The sequence below is a fragment of the Thalassobaculum sp. OXR-137 genome (assembly GCF_034377285.1).
Lineage (GTDB): Bacteria > Pseudomonadota > Alphaproteobacteria > Thalassobaculales > Thalassobaculaceae > Thalassobaculum.
On sequence record NZ_CP139715.1, the window covers coordinates 886,982 to 902,025 of the forward strand.

The following is a 15,044-nucleotide window of genomic DNA, read 5'->3' on the forward strand; positions in this document are numbered from 1 at the left end:
ACTTCAGCCCGCGACCCCGCATGAACGCCCGCGCTTTCCGACGCTCCCTGCTGATCTTCGCGCACGACACGGCAATGGCCGCCGTCTCGTTCCCGCTGGCGCTGTATGTGCGTCTCGGCGACCAGATCGTGTGGTGGCCGATGCAGGCGATCCAGACCGGCACGGCCCTGTTCACCCTGACCGCGCTGGCGGTGTTCCTGGTGATGCGGCTCGACACCGCCGTGTGGCGCTACACCTCGATCGGCGATCTCGGTCAGATCCTGCGGGCGGTGGCGGTCATCATCGCGGCGTTCCTGGTGCTGCAGTTCATCGTCACCCGGCTCGATTCGCTGCCCCGCTCCTTCCTGATCATCGAGGCGGCCCTGCTGTCGATCCTGCTGATGCTGCCCCGGGTCGGCTACCGGCTGCTGAAGGACGGCACCATCTCCGCCCTGTTCGAGCGCAATTCCCGGGACCGGGTCCCGGTGCTGCTGGTCGGCGCCGGCGATGGGGCCGACCTCTTCATCCGCGAATCCGCCCCCGGCCACGCGGTGCCCTACCGGGTAGTCGGCATCGTGGACGACCGGGATTCCCGCACCGGCCGCCGCATCCGCGGCGTACCGGTCTTCGGCGGGCTGAACAAACTGGAAGAGGTCATCAATCGGCTGACCGGCCAGGGTCTGCGGCCGCAGCGCATCGTCCTCACCCGGCGCCAGATGGACGGGGCGACCGTCCGCACTCTGCTGGACCAGGCCGACGCCATCGGCATTCCGGTCAGCCGGATGCCGGTGCTGAGCGCCCTGGAGACGCCCGGCGACGGCCAGGTCAAGCTGCGCCCGATCAACGTCGAGGACGTGCTCGGCCGCCCCCAGGCGATCCTCGACCGCCCCGCCATGCGGCGGCTGATCGAGGGCCGGCGGGTGATGGTGACCGGCGCCGGCGGCACCATCGGCTCCGAGCTCGTTCGCCAGATCGCCGATCTCGACCCGGCCCACATCACCCTGGTGGAGCAGTCGGAATATGCGCTGTATCGGATCGACCTGGAGCTGGCCGAGCGGGTCCCCGACCTGCCCCGCGCCGCCCTGATCGGCGACGTGCGCGACCGGGCGCGGGTGACCGAGATCCTGGGCGAGGCGAAGCCGGAGATCCTGTTCCACGCCGCCGCCCTGAAGCACGTGCCGCTGATGGAGGCCAATGTCTGCGACGCGGTGCTGACCAATGCCGTCGGCACCCGCATCGTCGCCGACGCCGCCCGCGCCGCCGGGGTCGGCACGGTGGTGGTGATCTCCACCGACAAGGCGGTGAACCCGACCAACGTCATGGGCGCCACCAAGCGGCTGGCCGAGGCCTATTGCCAGGCGCTCGACCTGGACGGCGGCACCCGCTTCGTCACCACCCGCTTCGGCAACGTGCTGGGCTCCACCGGCTCGGTGGTGCCGCTGTTCCAGCGCCAGCTCGAGCGCGGCGGGCCGCTGACCGTCACCCACCCGGACATCACCCGTTATTTCATGACCGTGCGCGAAGCGGTGGAGCTGGTGTTGCAGGCCGCCGCATTGGAGAGCGAGCGCGGCGGCATCACCGTGCTGGACATGGGCGAACCGGTGAAGATCGTCGATCTGGCCGACCGGATGATCCGGCTGGCGGGACTGGAGCCGGGCAAGGACATCGCCATCGCCTTCACCGGCCTGCGCCCGGGCGAGAAGCTGCACGAGGAGCTGTTCCACGGCGCGGAGACGCTGGAGGCGACGGAGATCCCGGCGATCCGCCGCGCCCATCCCCGCACCGCCGACCGCGCCCTGATCGAGCGCGGCCTGGACGAGCTGGAAGCCGCCGCCCGCTCCCGGCAGATGGGCGCGACGGTGGAGATCCTCGGCCGCATGGTGCCGGAATACGAATCCGACACGCCGAAGGCCGCGGCGGGGTCTTGATTCCACCCGCGTTCCCGACCGTCATCCCGTCCCGGATCTGCTTTGGGATATTTCGGGACCTCGCCCGCCCAACCGTCATCCCGAACTTGTTTCGGGACCTTCCCTGTGTCCGGCCAAGTTTAGGTCCCGAAACAAGTTCGGGATGACGGCTGGGGGTGGGGTGAGGGCGGGTTGGGGTCAGGGTCAGCCGTGCACGAAATGCAGCGTGCCGAACTCTTTCCGCCACGCCGCGACCTCGCCCGCCATGGCGCTCCGGTCGTTGCTCTTCAGCGCGCCGGCGATCAGGCCGGCCAGCCGCGGCGCGTCGGCCGCCGTCATCCCCCAGCGCACCAGCTCCGGCGTGCCGATCCGCAGCCCGTTCATGTCGCCCGCCACCTCGTCCACCGGCAGGCCGATGCCGCAGGCCAGGAAGCCGGCCTTGCGCAGGGTCTTCGACGCCGCCTGACCGCCGCCATAGGCCGCCGCCCTGACCGCGAACTGGTGGGAGTTGGTGAAGCCGTCCCCGACCGCGAAGACCGGCACCCCTTCGGCGTCCAGCGCGGCCGCCAGTGCCTTGGACAGCGCGATCATTTCGGCGGCGTATTCTTTGCCGAAGTCGCGCCAGTCCAGCATCGACACCGCTAGGGCCGCCGACTTCGCCGCATCGAAATTCGCGGTCATGCCGGGGAAGGCGATGGCGTCGAGCCGCTCGGCAATGTCGACATCGTTGGTGACGATCAGGCCGCCGGCGGGGCCGCCCAGGCTCTTGTAGGTGCTCATGGTCATCAGATGCGCGCCCTCGGCCAGCGGGTCGCGCCAGGCCTTGCCGGCGATGATGCCGCATTGGTGGGCGGCGTCGAACAGCAGCTTGGCCCCGACCTCGTCGGCGATGGCGCGGACCTCGCGGACCGGATGCTCGAACAGGTTCAGGCTGCCGCCGAGCGTGATCAGCGCCGGCCTTTCCCTGCGTGCCATTTCCCGCAGCGCCTCCACATCCACCGTATAGCCGTCCTCGACCACCGGGGCCGGCACCGTCTTCAGCCCGTAGAGCCCGGCGCAGCCGGCGACATGGTGGGTCACATGGCCGCCGATGGAGGCCGGCGGGGCGATGATCGTGTCGCCCGGCTTGCAGGTGGTCATGAAGCCGTACAGGTTCGCCAGCGCGCCCGACGGCACCCGGATCTCGGCGAACTTGGCGTCGAACACCTCGGCGCAGAGTTCGGCGGCGATGACCTCGATCTCCTCGATCGCCTCCAGCCCCATCTCGTACTTGTCGCCGGGATAGCCCAGCGACGGCCGCGAGCCGATGCCGGAGGCCAGCAGCGCCTCGGCCCTCGGGTTCAGGACGTTGGTCGCCGGATTCAGGTTGAAGCAGTCGTGCTCGTGAATCTCCCGGTTGCGGGCGGCCAGCGCCTCGATCCGGTCGGCGATCCGGCCGCTCTCCTCGCCGGCCGTGCGCGCGGCCAGGGACTGGACCAGATCCTCGGACGGGGCGGGAACCCAGGAACGGCGGGCAAGGGCCACGGCAGGCCTCCTTCGATGCTTGGGGGCGGATCTCAGCGAGCGGGTGCGCGACGGCGGGGCGTCGTGAACCCGCGCACCAGCAGCGTAGACACCGCCCAGAAAAGCATCCAGGCCAGAACCGCACCGACCAGGCCCCAGCGCGGATCGATGGTCAGGCCGGGGCGCCATTCCGCATAGGCATTGCCCAGGATCTCGCTGTCGGAATGGCGCAGGGCCACCGCCGGCCGGGTCCAGGGCCCCGCCTCCATCAGCTCGGCGCGGGCGGCCCGCAAGTCGTCCAGCCGCTGAACCATGGCGGTCAACCGCCGGCCGGAACCCTGGATTGCCGGGTCCGCGTTGGTGCGGTGGCGCTCCAGATAGGCCTCCAGGGTGAGGTTCTGGGCCGCGGCCTCGGTCCGGTGGGCGGTGACCTGGCGGTCCAGCTCGTCCACGGCCCCGCCCAACCGTTGCGCATAGGCATCGACGAAGGAGGAGACCTGCGACCCACCGGTGAGGCCGAGAATCACGACGAGGAGCAGGCACAGATCGCGCAGCATCCGGAACATGCACTCTCCCCGGTCAGAAGCCTCGGAACGGATCGTCCGGTCGCCGGCGGATCCAGTTCCCGGGATGCCAGGCCGCGTGTCCGTCCACGACATGCAGCGTATAGGCCATGCGCGAGCGCGGCGAGGTGTTGGCCGCACTGCCATGGGGGAGTAACCCGTGCAGCACCACCAGGGTTCCCTTGCGCACCGGCAGCGGGACGAACCCGTCCGCCGGATAGGGAGTGTCGTCCAGAGTCTCCAAGGACAGCGCGCCGTCCCGTTCCAGAAAGCGCTGGCGCAGCGGTCCCCTGTGGCCGCCGGGCTGGGCGATCAGGCAGCCGTTGCTCTCGTCCGCATCCTCCAGCGCCAGCCAGAAGCCGGTGACGCTCGGCGGGTCGGTCACCAGGAAGGTGGCGTCCTGATGCGGCACCACCTCGCCGCCGATGGCAGGCGGCTTCCAGATCACCATGGACTGCACCAGCTTCGGCGCGGCGATCCCCAGGGCGGCGGCGATGCGGGCCAGAACCGGGCTGCGCGACACCCGCGCGAACACCGGATCCAGGTCGTGCATCGCGTGGCCGAGCTTGTTGACCGCCCGGTGCCGGTCGACGGTGAGGGTGCCCTCGGCATCGACGGCGCCGTCCTCCAGGAACACCCGGATCTTGTCGCCGCTCTCCCGGAAATAGGCGTCGGCGGCATGTTTCGGCGCGGTGGTGGAGAAGACCGAGCGCCCCTCCGCCGGGTCCCAGGCATCCACCAGGGCGTGGGATCGGTCGATCAGGGCGTCGCACTCGGCGGCCGGGATCGCGTCCTCCACGACCAGCACCCCGTCGCGCCCATAGGCGGCGGCGAGCTCGGCCGGGTCGCAGTCGACGGCGAAGCGCGGGATCATCGGCCCCTTCCCAGGCGATCCATGCCGTGTTCCCCCGGAGCCAGACCGAGATGGGCGGCCAGAGTGGCGCCCACATCGGCGAAGGCGAGCTGGCCGAGATCCACCGGCGCCAGGCCGGGGCCGGCGAACAGCACCGGCACCTGCTCGCGGGTATGGTCGCTGCCCCGCCAGGTCGGGTCGCAGCCGTGATCGGCCGTCAGCACCGCCAGATCGCCCGGTCGCAGGGCGTCGAGGAAGCGCGGCAGGTCGCGGTCGAAAGCCTCCAGGGCGGCGGCATAGCCGGCCACATCCCGTCGGTGGCCGTAGAGCGTGTCGAAATCGACGAAATTGGCCACCACGAGCGCGTTGTCCTGATCGCGGGCGGTGACCGACATCAGGGTGTCGAAAATGCCGTCGTTGCCGGCCGCCTTGATCTCCTCGCCGGTGCCAGCATGGGCGAAGATGTCGCCGATCTTGCCGATGGAGACGACCTTGCCGCCCGCCTCTGACTGGCGCTGCAGCAGGGTCGGCGACGGCGGAGTGACGGCCAGGTCCTTGCGGTTGGCGGTGCGGCTGAAATCGTCGGGGCCGGAGCCGAGGAACGGCCGGGCGATGATCCGGCCAACGGTGTCCGGCACCAGGGTGCGGGCGACCCGGCAGACCTCGTAGAGCCGCTCCAGCCCGAAGCTCTCCTCATGGGCGGCGATCTGCACCACGCTGTCGGCCGAGGTGTAGAGGATGGGCTCGCCGCTCGCCATGTGCTCGGCCCCGAGCTCGGCGATGATGGTCGTTCCGCTTGCGTGACGATTTCCCAGAATGCCCGGCAGCCCGCAGCGCGCGATCAGGGCGGCGGTGAAATCGGCCGGGAAGCTCGGCACCGTATCGGGATAATAGGTCCAGTCGAAGTCAACCGGCACCCCGGCCAGCTCCCAATGACCGCTGGGCGTGTCCTTCCCCCGGCTGGTTTCCGCCCCGTGGCCCCAGGCGCCAATGCGGGCGGCGTAAGCCTCCAGCCCGACCGGCTCGGAGCCGGATGCCCCGCGATGGGCCGCCCCCAGGCCGAGGGCGAGCAGGTTGGGGACATGGAGAGGGCCGCTGCGGCCATGGCCGTCGCCCCTGCCCTCCGCACAGGCCTGGGCGATATGGCCGAAGGTGTCCGCGCCGGTATCGCCGAAGCGGTCCGCATCCGGCGCGCCGCCGATCCCGGCGGAATCCAGAACGATGAAAAACGCGCGGGCCATCAGCTCTCACCCGTCCGCCGCTCGATCACCACCGGGTCGGGGCGCGGCGCCGTGTCGCCCAGGGTATAGGCGGCACGGATCGCGTCGGCGACCGGCGCGGCGGCGGCGGCATCGCGGCACCGGATCACCGCCAGCGGCACATCGGGGCCGACCGTCTCGCCGATCCCGGCGATCTCCGTCAGGCCGACCGCGTGGTCGATGCGGTCGGCGGCCTGGCGCCTTCCGCCGCCCAGCTCGATCACCGCCACGCCGAGCCGTCGGGCGTCGATCCGGGCGACGATGCCCCTTGTCTCGGCATAGACCGGCACCGCGACGGGGGCGCTCTCCAGATGGGCGTCCGGCCGCTCCAGCAGGTCAGTGGGGCCGCCGAGTGCGGCCACCATGCGGCCGAACACCTCCGCCGCCCGGCCGTCCTCGAGCGCCTTGCGGGCGATTTCGACGCCGGCCTCGGGCGTCTCGGCAATCTCTCCCTGGGCCAGCATCTCGCCGGCGAGCGCCAGGGTCACCTCCAGGCTGCGAGGCTCACGCGCAACACCGGTCAGGAAGGCGACCGCGTCGGCCACCTCGAGCGCGTTGCCGGCCGTCCGGCCGAGCACCTGGTTCATGTCGGTGATCAGCGCCACGGTCGGCAGGCCGGCGGCCCGTGCGGTCTCGGCAAGCGCGTCGGCCAGCTCCCGCGCCTTGGCGAGGTCGTCCATGAAGGCACCGCTGCCGCATTTGACGTCCATCACCAGCCCGTCCAGCCCGGCGGCGAGCTTCTTCGACAGAATGGACGCGGTGATAAGGGCGGCGGATTCGACGGTCGCGGTGACGTCGCGGATGGCGTAGAGCCGCCGGTCGGCCGGGGCGAGATCGTCGGTCTGGCCGATCACGGCGCAGCCGGTCTCGCGCACCACCCGCTGGAAGGTCTCCAGGTCCGGGTCGGTGCGGTAGCCGGGGATCGAGTCCAGCTTGTCCAGCGTGCCACCGGTATGGCCGAGGCCGCGGCCGGAGATCATCGGCACATAGCCGCCGCAGGCCGCCACGATGGGTGCGAGCATCAGGCTGATCCTGTCACCCACGCCCCCGGTCGAGTGCTTGTCCAGCACCGGCCCGTCGAGCCCGTCCCAGCGCAGCACGGTGCCGCTGTCGGCCATCGCCCGGGTCAGGGCGGCCCGCTCCTCGGCGGTCATGCCCTGGAAGAACACGGCCATGGCAAAGGCGGCGGCCTGGCCCTCGCCGACCGATCCGCCGGTCAACCCGGCGATGAACTCGGCGATCGCCTCGGGGCGAAGGGTCTGGCCGTCGCGTTTGGCGCGGATGAGTTCCTGGGGCAGCACGGATCCGTCCTTCGCTGGTCGCGGGGGTTGGCGACGCAGACTACATGTGGGGTTCGGGCCCCGCCACTGCGACCCGCCACTGCGACCGGCCACTGGGACCGCAACGGCCGGCAACTGCCGCAAGTGACGCCGGTTCTCCAGGGAAAACCTATGGAACCGTTCCCGCCCCCGCCCCGTTGGCCAAGGACATGCACAACGAAAGGAGGAGCATATGAGGAGGAAATTACTGGCCGGTGCCGGCGCCCTTTCGCTCGCAGTCGCGGCTTTCGCCACCGTCCCGAGCGCGCCTGTCCAGGCCGATACCTCGGTCGTCGTGGTCGATGCCACGGACCTGTACCGCAGCCCCGGCAAGGGCAACGGCCCGCGCCTTTCGGAGCTGAGCGGCCAGGCGGTCTACAGCAATTCAGGCAAGCAGCTCGGCGTGATCGAGGATTTCGCGATCGGCCGCGGCGGTGAGGTCGTGGCGGTGATCGACACCGATAACGGTCCGCTCGACGAGCTGTTCGAAACCGGCAGCGAGGACATCCTCATCATCCCGCTGCGCGAGCTGCGCACCGCCCCGATGGCCAGCCTGCACGGCGCACAATGAGCGCCGAAGCTCACCCTTCATCACCCACCAAGATCCTTGGAGGATGACATGCCTAAGATTCTGATGACCGCTGCGGCTCTCACCGTCGGCGCCTTCGCCCTCTCTGCCTGCGGCAACACCGCGACCGAACGCGGCGTCACCGGCGCCGGTCTCGGCGGCGCGGCGGGCTATGCGGTCGGCGCGCCGCTTCTCGGTGCCGCGGCCGGCGGTGCCGCCGGCGCCTTCACCGAGAAGGACGACGTCAATCTCGGCAACCCGATCTGGGACTGGGACTGACCCGACCCAGCACTTCCGGCGCGCCCAACGCGGTCAGTGCCGGAAGTGCCGCATCCCGGTGAGGACCATCGCCAGGTTCCGCTCGTCGGCGGCGGCGATGATCTCCTCGTCGCGGATCGATCCGCCCGGCTGGATGATCGCCGTCGCTCCAGCCTCGGCCACCGTGATCAGGCCGTCGGCGAAGGGGAAGAACGCATCCGAGGCGGCGACGGAGCCGACCGTGCGCGGCTCGGCCCATCCGGCCGCCTTGGCGGCGTCCTGGGCCTTCACCGCGGCGATGCGGGCAGCGTCCACCCGGCTCATCTGACCCGCCCCGATCCCGGCGGTCGAGCCGTCCTTCACATAGACGATGGTGTTCGACTTCACGTGCTTGCCGATGCGGAAGGCGAGCAGCAGGTCGCGCATCTCCGCCTCGGTCGGCGCCCGCTTGGTGACGACCTTCAGTTTGACCTGGGTCACCCGGCCGGCATCGCGCGACTGGATCAGCAGCCCGCCGGCCAGGTTCTTGACCATCAGCCCCTTGGCCGTCGGATCCGGCATGCCGCCGGTCTTCAGCACCCGCAGGTTCTTCTTCGCGGCGAAGACCTCAAGAGCGGCCGGGTCGAAATCCGGGGCGATGACCACTTCGCTGAAAATGGACGCGATCTTCTCGGCGGTCGCGGCGTCCATCTTGCGGTTGGCGGCGACGATGCCGCCGAAGGCGCTCACCGGATCGCAGGCCAGGGCCGCATCCCAGGCGTCGGCCAGGGAGCCGGCAATGGCCACGCCGCACGGGTTGGCGTGCTTGATGATGGCGATGCCCGGCTCATCCAGCTCGGCGGCCAGTTCGAAGGCGGCGTCGGTGTCGTTCAGGTTGTTGTAGCTGAGCTCCTTGCCCTGCATCTGCTCGGCGGTCGACACGCCGGCCCGGCTCTCCGTGGTGCGGTAGAAAGCGGCCTGCTGGTGCGGGTTCTCGCCGTAGCGCAGCACCTGCGGGGCGGAGCCGGCCAGGGTGAAGCGGCGCGGGAAGACCTCGCCCACCTCGCCGGCCAGCCAGCCGGCGATCGCGGCGTCATAGGCGGCCGTGCGGCCATAGGCGGTGGCGGCCAGCTTGCGGCGCAGCGCCAGGGTCGTCGCCCCCTCGTTGGCGCGCATCTCCTCCAGCACCGGGCCGTAATCCTCGACATCGACGATGACGGTGACGAAGTCGTGGTTCTTCGAGGCCGCGCGGATCATCGCCGGGCCGCCGATATCGATGTTCTCCACGCTCTCGTCATAGCCCGCACCTCGGGCGCGGGTCGCCTCGAACGGGTAGAGATTCACCACCAGCAGGTCGATCGGCGCGATGCCATGGTCGTCCATGGCGGCGACGTGGTGGTCCAGGTCGCGCCGGGCGAGCAGGCCGCCGTGGATCACCGGGTGCAGGGTCTTCACCCGGCCGTCCATCACCTCCGGGAAGCCGGTCCGCTCCGCCACCTCCACCACCGGGATGCCGGCCTCGGCGATCGCCTTGGCGGTGCCGCCGGTGGACAGGATCTCCACCCCCATCTGCGACAGGGCGGCGGCGAACTCGATGAGGCCGGTCTTGTCGGAGACGGAAATCAGGGCGCGGGCGACGGGAACCAGATCGGGGGCGGCCATTTGGGGCGACCTCGGCAATTGTTCAGGGATGCGGGCTTATCCCCATTGGACGGGGCGCGGTCAACCGGACAGAGCGCCCCAGCCCCGGATCGGGGCATTTCAGACCGGATTCACGGCCAAACCGGGCCGATTCAGCCCTCTTTTCCCATCGCGCGGGGCGAGGGCACGGGCGGCTCGCGGTCGACGGCGGTGGAGGGCGGGCCGGCGGCCAGCTTACCCTCCCGCTTCAGCCGGGCTTCGCGCACACCGATATAAGTCGAGCTGGAGAAGATCATCGCCCCGCCGATCCAGGTCCACATATCCGGCACCTCGCCGAACAGCGTGTAGCCGATGGCGGCCGCCCAGAGCAGCTTGGAAAAGTCGACCGGCAACACCGCCGAGGCGTCGGCGATCTTCAGCGACTGGTTCATCGCCGTCTGGGCGATGGTGCCGACAATGCCGATGGCAAACAGCCAGGCCAGCGATTCCAGCGACGGCCAGGTCCAGAACGGCAGGGCCGCCACCAGGGCGATCGGCGACAGGAAAATCGACGCGTAGGCGGTGATGGCGACGCTGGACTCGGTGCGGGTCAGGACCTTGATCACCATCAGCGCCACCGACCAGACGACCGAGGAGCCGAGGATCAGCATCGGCCCGAGCCCGACCTCGATGACGCCGGGGCGCAGGATCACCATGGCGCCGGCGAAGCCGATGGCGATGGCGGTCCAGCGGCGCAGGCGCACCGTCTCGCCCAGCACCAGCATCGCCAGCACCGTGGCGAAGAGCGGTGCCGTGAACCCCAAGGCCGCGACCGTCGCCAACGGCGTGATCGACAGACCGTAGAAGAACATCAGCATGGCGCAGGCGTTCAACCCGCCGCGGGCGGCGAACAGCTTCATCTTCGTGGTGCGCAGCGGGGTCCAGCCCTGGCGCATGAACACCGGAGCAAGGGCGAAGAACCCGAAGAAGACCCGGAAGAACGCGATCTCGAACGGATGCACCTCCACGCTCACATGGCGGATCGCGGCGTGCATCATGCTGAAGGCGGCGGCGGCCACCGCCATCATCAGGACGCCGGCGAGCGAACCGGTAAGCAGGGGCGAGAGGGAGGATCTGACTGACACAAGGTCAACGTATCTGTCCCTTCCGGGTCTGCCTAGAGCGCATCCAGAAAGGCGGTGATGCTCTCAGCCAACTGATCCGGCTTTTCCAGCGGCACCATGTGGCCGCATTCCTCGAACACCTCGAAGCGGGCGCCGGGGATGCCGGCGGCCAGCCGCTCCAGTTCGTCCATCGGCCGCAGCACGTCCTGGCGGCCGGCGATCACCAGGGTCGGCGCGGCGATCCGGGGCAGGTCGCGGTAGCCGTCCTCCCGGGTCGCCTGGAGCTGGCGGGTCATCACCGCCCCGCCGAGGTCGGCGCCCATCGCCTTCAGCCGAGCCACCAGGGCGTCGCGGTCCGGATGGTCGGGATGGATGCCGCGGGCCAGCGCCTTGCGCGACATGCCCTTGAAGCCGGTCTCGGCGAGCTGGGCGAGGATCGCCTCCTTGCGGGCATGCTCCGCCGGCGAGGTCGCGCGGGCGGACGTGGCGACCAGCACCATCGCCTCGACCCGCTCCGGCGCGGTCAGCGCGATCTCGCGGGCGACGAAGCCGCCCATGGAGAATCCCAGCAGGACGAACCGTTCGGGCGCCGCCGCCAGCACCCGCCGCGCCATCCCCTCGATGGACGGATCGCTGTAAACATCCCCGTGCAGGAGTGCCAGCCGGTCGCCCAGGGCGGCGCCGAGATCGTCGAACAGCCCGGGGCCGCACATGAAGCCGGGCAGGCAGATTGTATTGCGGATCATTCTCAATTACTTGAAATCATTACGTTTTTTCTTGCCGAATTACCACGATCTTGTACTGTTGTGGCAGAGATCCGACCGACGGAGGGCGCCATGAAGGGCGACAAGACAGTCATCGAACACCTGAATCGCATCCTCAAGAACGAGTTGACGGCGATCAACCAGTACTTTCTGCACTCGCGCATCCTCGGCGATTGGGGCGTCTCGAAGCTTTCGAAGAAAGCCTATGAGGAGTCCATCGAGGAGATGGAGCATGCCGACAAGCTGATCCAGCGCGTCCTGTTCCTGGAAGGCCTGCCGAACCTGCAGGAGCTGAACAAGCTGCGCATCGGCGAGACCGTGAAGGAGATCCTCGAGTGCGATCTCGCGGTCGAGAACGATGCGATCCCCGATCTGCGCGAGGCGATCGCCTATGCCGACTCGATCCGCGACTATGTCAGCCGCGACCTGTTCAACCAGATCCTCCAGGACGAGGAAGAGCATGTCGACTATCTGGAGACGCAGCTCGACCTGATCGGCCGCATCGGCATCGAGCACTACACGCACCTGCAGAGCGAAGCCAACGCCATGACCGAAGGGTCGTGAGACCCCGCGCCGACGGCCGCTCCGCCAGGAGTTCCCGATGCATAGGCAACCGGCCGCCGGAGTGATCCGGCGGCCGGTTTGCGTTTCGGGGAGCGGGTGTTTCCGCCGCCCTTCGACACGCCCCCGGATCACGTCCGGGAGCTGCTCAGGGCGAGGTCAATTTGTATAGCTGATCGTCATCCCGAACTCGTTTCGGGACCTCCGCCCGTACCGGAGCCCGCAGGTCCCGAAACGAGTTCGGGATGACGGCGGATTGAAACCCAGCCTCGCCCTGAGCAGCCCCCGCGTGAGCGGGGGCGTGTCGAAGGGCCGGGCGGGCCGGATCACACGTCCAGGTTCGCCACCTTCAGGGCGTTGGACTGGATGAATTCCCGGCGCGGTTCGACCACGTCGCCCATCAGGGTGCTGAACACCTCCTGGGCCTCGTCGGCATGGGCGATCTTGACCTGCAGCAGGGTGCGGCGGTCCGGATCCAGCGTGGTTTCCCAGAGCTGGTCCGGGTTCATCTCGCCCAGCCCCTTGTAGCGGTTGATGGTCAGGCCCTTGCGGCCGATCTCGAAGATCGCCTCGATCAGCCCGACCGGTCCGTAGACCGTGCGCTCGGATCCGTCCTTCTGCACCAGGGTCGCCGGCTCGGCGAACAGCTCCTGCAGGTCCGGCGTCCGCTCGGCCAGGGCCCGGGCCTCGGCGGTACGCATCAGCACCCCGTCGATGGTGTAGGTCTCGGTCACGCCGCGCAGGGTGCGGGCGACGACGATGGCCGGGCCGGTCTCGGTCTGCTCCTCGTAGGAGGCGAACCACCCCCGCTCATGCTCTTCCGAGAGCACGTCGAGACGCCGGGCGAAATCGGCCGCGGCGGCCGCGGCGGCGGCCTGATCGGCGAGCAGGGCCGGGCGCAGCAGGCCGGCGACGGCCGCCTGCTCGGTGACGACCGGACCGCCGAGGCGGCGGACCAGCGGTTCCAGAAGCTGACGCGCCTGGCGGGCGAGCTCGCCCTGATGGGCCAGGTCGGCGGCGGCGATCTGGGTCCCGGACGCGGTCTTCAGCACCGCCCCCTTGGTCCCCTCGTCGATCAGGAAGCGCTCGAGCGCCTTGTCGTCCTTCAGGTACGTCTCCTCATTGCCCCGCTTCACCCGGTAGAGCGGCGGCTGGGCGATGTAGAGATAGCCGCGCTCCAGCAGCTCCGGCATCTGCCGGAAGAAGAAGGTGAGCAGCAGGGTGCGGATGTGGGAGCCGTCCACGTCGGCGTCCGTCATGATGATGATCCGGTGATACCGGGTCTTCTCGATATTGAACTCCTCCGGCCCGATGCCGGTGCCCAGCGCCGCGATCAGCGTGCCGATCTCCGCGCTCGACAGCATCTTGTCGAAGCGGGCGCGCTCCACGTTCAGGATCTTGCCGCGCAGCGGCAGGATCGCCTGGTTCTTGCGGTCGCGGCCCTGCTTGGCCGAGCCGCCGGCGCTGTCGCCCTCGACCAGGAACAGTTCGGCCTTGGACGGATCGCGCTCCTGGCAATCGGCGAGCTTGCCGGGCAGGTTGGCGATGTCCAGAGCGCCCTTGCGCCGGGTCAGCTCGCGTGCCCGGCGGGCGGCGTCGCGGGCGGCCGCGGCCTCATAGGCCTTGGTGACGATGCGCTTGGCCTCGTTCGGGTGCTCGTCGAACCACTGGTCCAGACGCTCGCCGACGATGTTCTCCACCACCGGCTTGACCTCGGAGGAGACCAGCTTGTCCTTGGTCTGGGAGGAGAATTTCGGATCCGGCACCTTAACCGACAGCACGCAGGTCAGGCCTTCGCGGGCGTCGTCGCCGGCGAGCGAGACCTTCTCCTTCTTCGCGATCCCGGTCTGGCCGGCGTAGTTGTTCACCTGCCGGGTCAGGGCGGCGCGGAATCCGGCTAGGTGGGTGCCGCCGTCGCGCTGCGGGATGTTGTTGGTAAAGCAGAGCATCGTCTCGTGATAGGAGTCGGTCCACTCCATCGCGATCTCGACCGTGATGCCGTCCTTCTCGCCGATGGCGGAGATGGTCGGGTGCAGGGCGGTGCGCGAGCGGTCCAGATACTCGGCGAAGGCCTTCAGACCGCCCTCGTAGAACAGGTCGGTGGTCTTCGGCTCGCCGCTGCGCTCGTCGGTCAGCAGGATGCGCACCCCGGAATTCAGGAAGGCCAGCTCGCGCAGCCGGTGCTCCAGGGTCGGATAGTCGAACTCGACCATGGTGAAGGTGCCGGACGAGGGCTTGAAGGTGACCTCGGTGCCGGTCTTGCCGCCGGACGGACCGACCTCCACCAGATCCGCCTCGGCATCGCCGTGGCGGAACCGCATAAAGTGCTCCTTGCCCTCGCGCCAGACCCGCAGTTCCAGCCACTCGGACAGCGCGTTCACCACGGAGACGCCCACGCCGTGCAAACCGCCGGAAACCTTGTAGGAGTTCTGATCGAACTTACCGCCGGCATGGAGCTGGGTCATGATGACCTGCGCCGCCGAGACCCCCTCCTCGGAGTGGATCTGCACCGGGATGCCGCGCCCATTGTCGCGCACGGTGACCGAGCCGTCGCCGTTCAGGATCACCTGGACCGCGTCGCAATAGCCGGCCAGGGCTTCGTCGATGGCGTTGTCGACCACCTCGTAGACCATGTGATGCAGGCCCGACCCGTCATCGGTGTCGCCGATATACATGCCCGGGCGCTTGCGCACCGCATCGAGGCCGCGCAGAACCTTGATGGACTCCGCACCGTAGTCGTCGTTCTCGATGTTCTTATTGGCGTCGTCAGCCATGGGGGGACTCCGG

General features: G+C 69.3%; 13 protein-coding genes. 4 read left to right on the forward strand and 9 right to left on the reverse strand.

Annotation, left to right across the window (positions count from 1 at the left end; translation table 11 throughout):
- Positions 1 to 20: 20 nt before the first annotated feature.
- Positions 21 to 1,907: a nucleoside-diphosphate sugar epimerase/dehydratase gene (locus tag T8K17_RS04145; RefSeq protein ID WP_322333243.1), complete on the forward strand. Its 1,887-nt coding sequence runs from the start codon at positions 21 to 23 to the stop codon at positions 1,905 to 1,907.
- A gap of 183 nt (positions 1,908 to 2,090) precedes the next feature.
- Here the strand turns inward: T8K17_RS04145 and glyA are convergent, their stop codons facing one another.
- The 5 genes from glyA to deoA are packed head-to-tail and all read right to left on the reverse strand — an operon-like array spanning position 2,091 to position 7,365.
- A complete protein-coding gene (gene glyA / locus T8K17_RS04150) occupies positions 2,091 to 3,410 on the reverse strand; it encodes a serine hydroxymethyltransferase (protein WP_322333244.1) in 1,320 nt (439 codons plus the stop codon).
- A gap of 32 nt (positions 3,411 to 3,442) precedes the next feature.
- A complete protein-coding gene (locus T8K17_RS04155) occupies positions 3,443 to 3,955 on the reverse strand; it encodes a DUF2937 family protein (protein ID WP_322333245.1) in 513 nt (170 codons plus the stop codon).
- A 13-nt stretch (positions 3,956 to 3,968) separates the two neighbouring features.
- Entirely contained in the window at positions 3,969 to 4,826 is an 858-nt protein-coding gene (locus tag T8K17_RS04160) for a phytanoyl-CoA dioxygenase family protein (RefSeq protein WP_322333246.1), read from the reverse strand.
- On the reverse strand, positions 4,823 to 6,046 hold the full coding sequence (locus tag T8K17_RS04165; protein WP_322333247.1) for a phosphopentomutase: 1,224 nt from the start codon (positions 6,044 to 6,046) through the stop codon (positions 4,823 to 4,825). The genes T8K17_RS04160 and T8K17_RS04165 overlap by 4 nt, the downstream gene beginning before the upstream one ends.
- Positions 6,046 to 7,365 carry a thymidine phosphorylase gene (gene deoA, locus T8K17_RS04170; protein ID WP_322333248.1) on the reverse strand — a complete coding sequence of 440 codons (1,320 nt, stop codon included), beginning with the start codon at positions 7,363 to 7,365 and terminating at the stop codon, positions 6,046 to 6,048. The genes T8K17_RS04165 and deoA overlap by 1 nt, the downstream gene beginning before the upstream one ends.
- A 211-nt stretch (positions 7,366 to 7,576) precedes the next feature.
- Here deoA and T8K17_RS04175 point away from each other — a divergent pair, with 211 nt between their 5' ends.
- Together T8K17_RS04175 and T8K17_RS04180 are read left to right on the forward strand one after the other, a co-directional pair.
- The gene (locus T8K17_RS04175; RefSeq protein WP_322333249.1) at positions 7,577 to 7,954 is read left to right on the forward strand and encodes a PRC-barrel domain-containing protein; all 378 of its coding nucleotides are present in this window, start codon (positions 7,577 to 7,579) and stop codon (positions 7,952 to 7,954) included.
- Between the two features lie 48 nt (positions 7,955 to 8,002).
- Positions 8,003 to 8,230, forward strand: a complete 228-nt coding sequence (locus T8K17_RS04180; protein WP_322333250.1) for a hypothetical protein — start codon at positions 8,003 to 8,005, stop codon at positions 8,228 to 8,230.
- Between the two features lie 33 nt (positions 8,231 to 8,263).
- Here T8K17_RS04180 and purH read toward each other — a convergent pair whose 3' ends face one another.
- The 3 genes from purH to T8K17_RS04195 all read right to left on the reverse strand — a co-directional run bounded on the left by purH (position 8,264) and on the right by T8K17_RS04195 (position 11,678).
- A complete protein-coding gene (purH, locus tag T8K17_RS04185) occupies positions 8,264 to 9,850 on the reverse strand; it encodes a bifunctional phosphoribosylaminoimidazolecarboxamide formyltransferase/IMP cyclohydrolase (RefSeq protein ID WP_322333251.1) in 1,587 nt (528 codons plus the stop codon).
- Between the two features lie 131 nt (positions 9,851 to 9,981).
- Complete coding sequence (locus T8K17_RS04190; RefSeq protein WP_322333252.1) at positions 9,982 to 10,953, reverse strand: DMT family transporter; 972 nt, start codon at positions 10,951 to 10,953, stop codon at positions 9,982 to 9,984.
- A gap of 32 nt (positions 10,954 to 10,985) precedes the next feature.
- Complete coding sequence (locus T8K17_RS04195) at positions 10,986 to 11,678, reverse strand: alpha/beta fold hydrolase (protein ID WP_322333253.1); 693 nt, start codon at positions 11,676 to 11,678, stop codon at positions 10,986 to 10,988.
- A gap of 90 nt (positions 11,679 to 11,768) precedes the next feature.
- On the opposite strand from T8K17_RS04195, the gene bfr reads away from it, so the two are divergent.
- On the forward strand, positions 11,769 to 12,260 hold the full coding sequence (gene bfr, locus T8K17_RS04200; protein WP_322333254.1) for a bacterioferritin: 492 nt from the start codon (positions 11,769 to 11,771) through the stop codon (positions 12,258 to 12,260).
- Between the two features lie 323 nt (positions 12,261 to 12,583).
- Here the strand turns inward: bfr and gyrB are convergent, their stop codons facing one another.
- Positions 12,584 to 15,031, reverse strand: coding sequence for a DNA topoisomerase (ATP-hydrolyzing) subunit B (gene gyrB, locus T8K17_RS04205; protein WP_322333255.1), 2,448 nt, complete (start codon positions 15,029 to 15,031; stop codon positions 12,584 to 12,586).
- Positions 15,032 to 15,044: the final 13 nt, after the last annotated feature.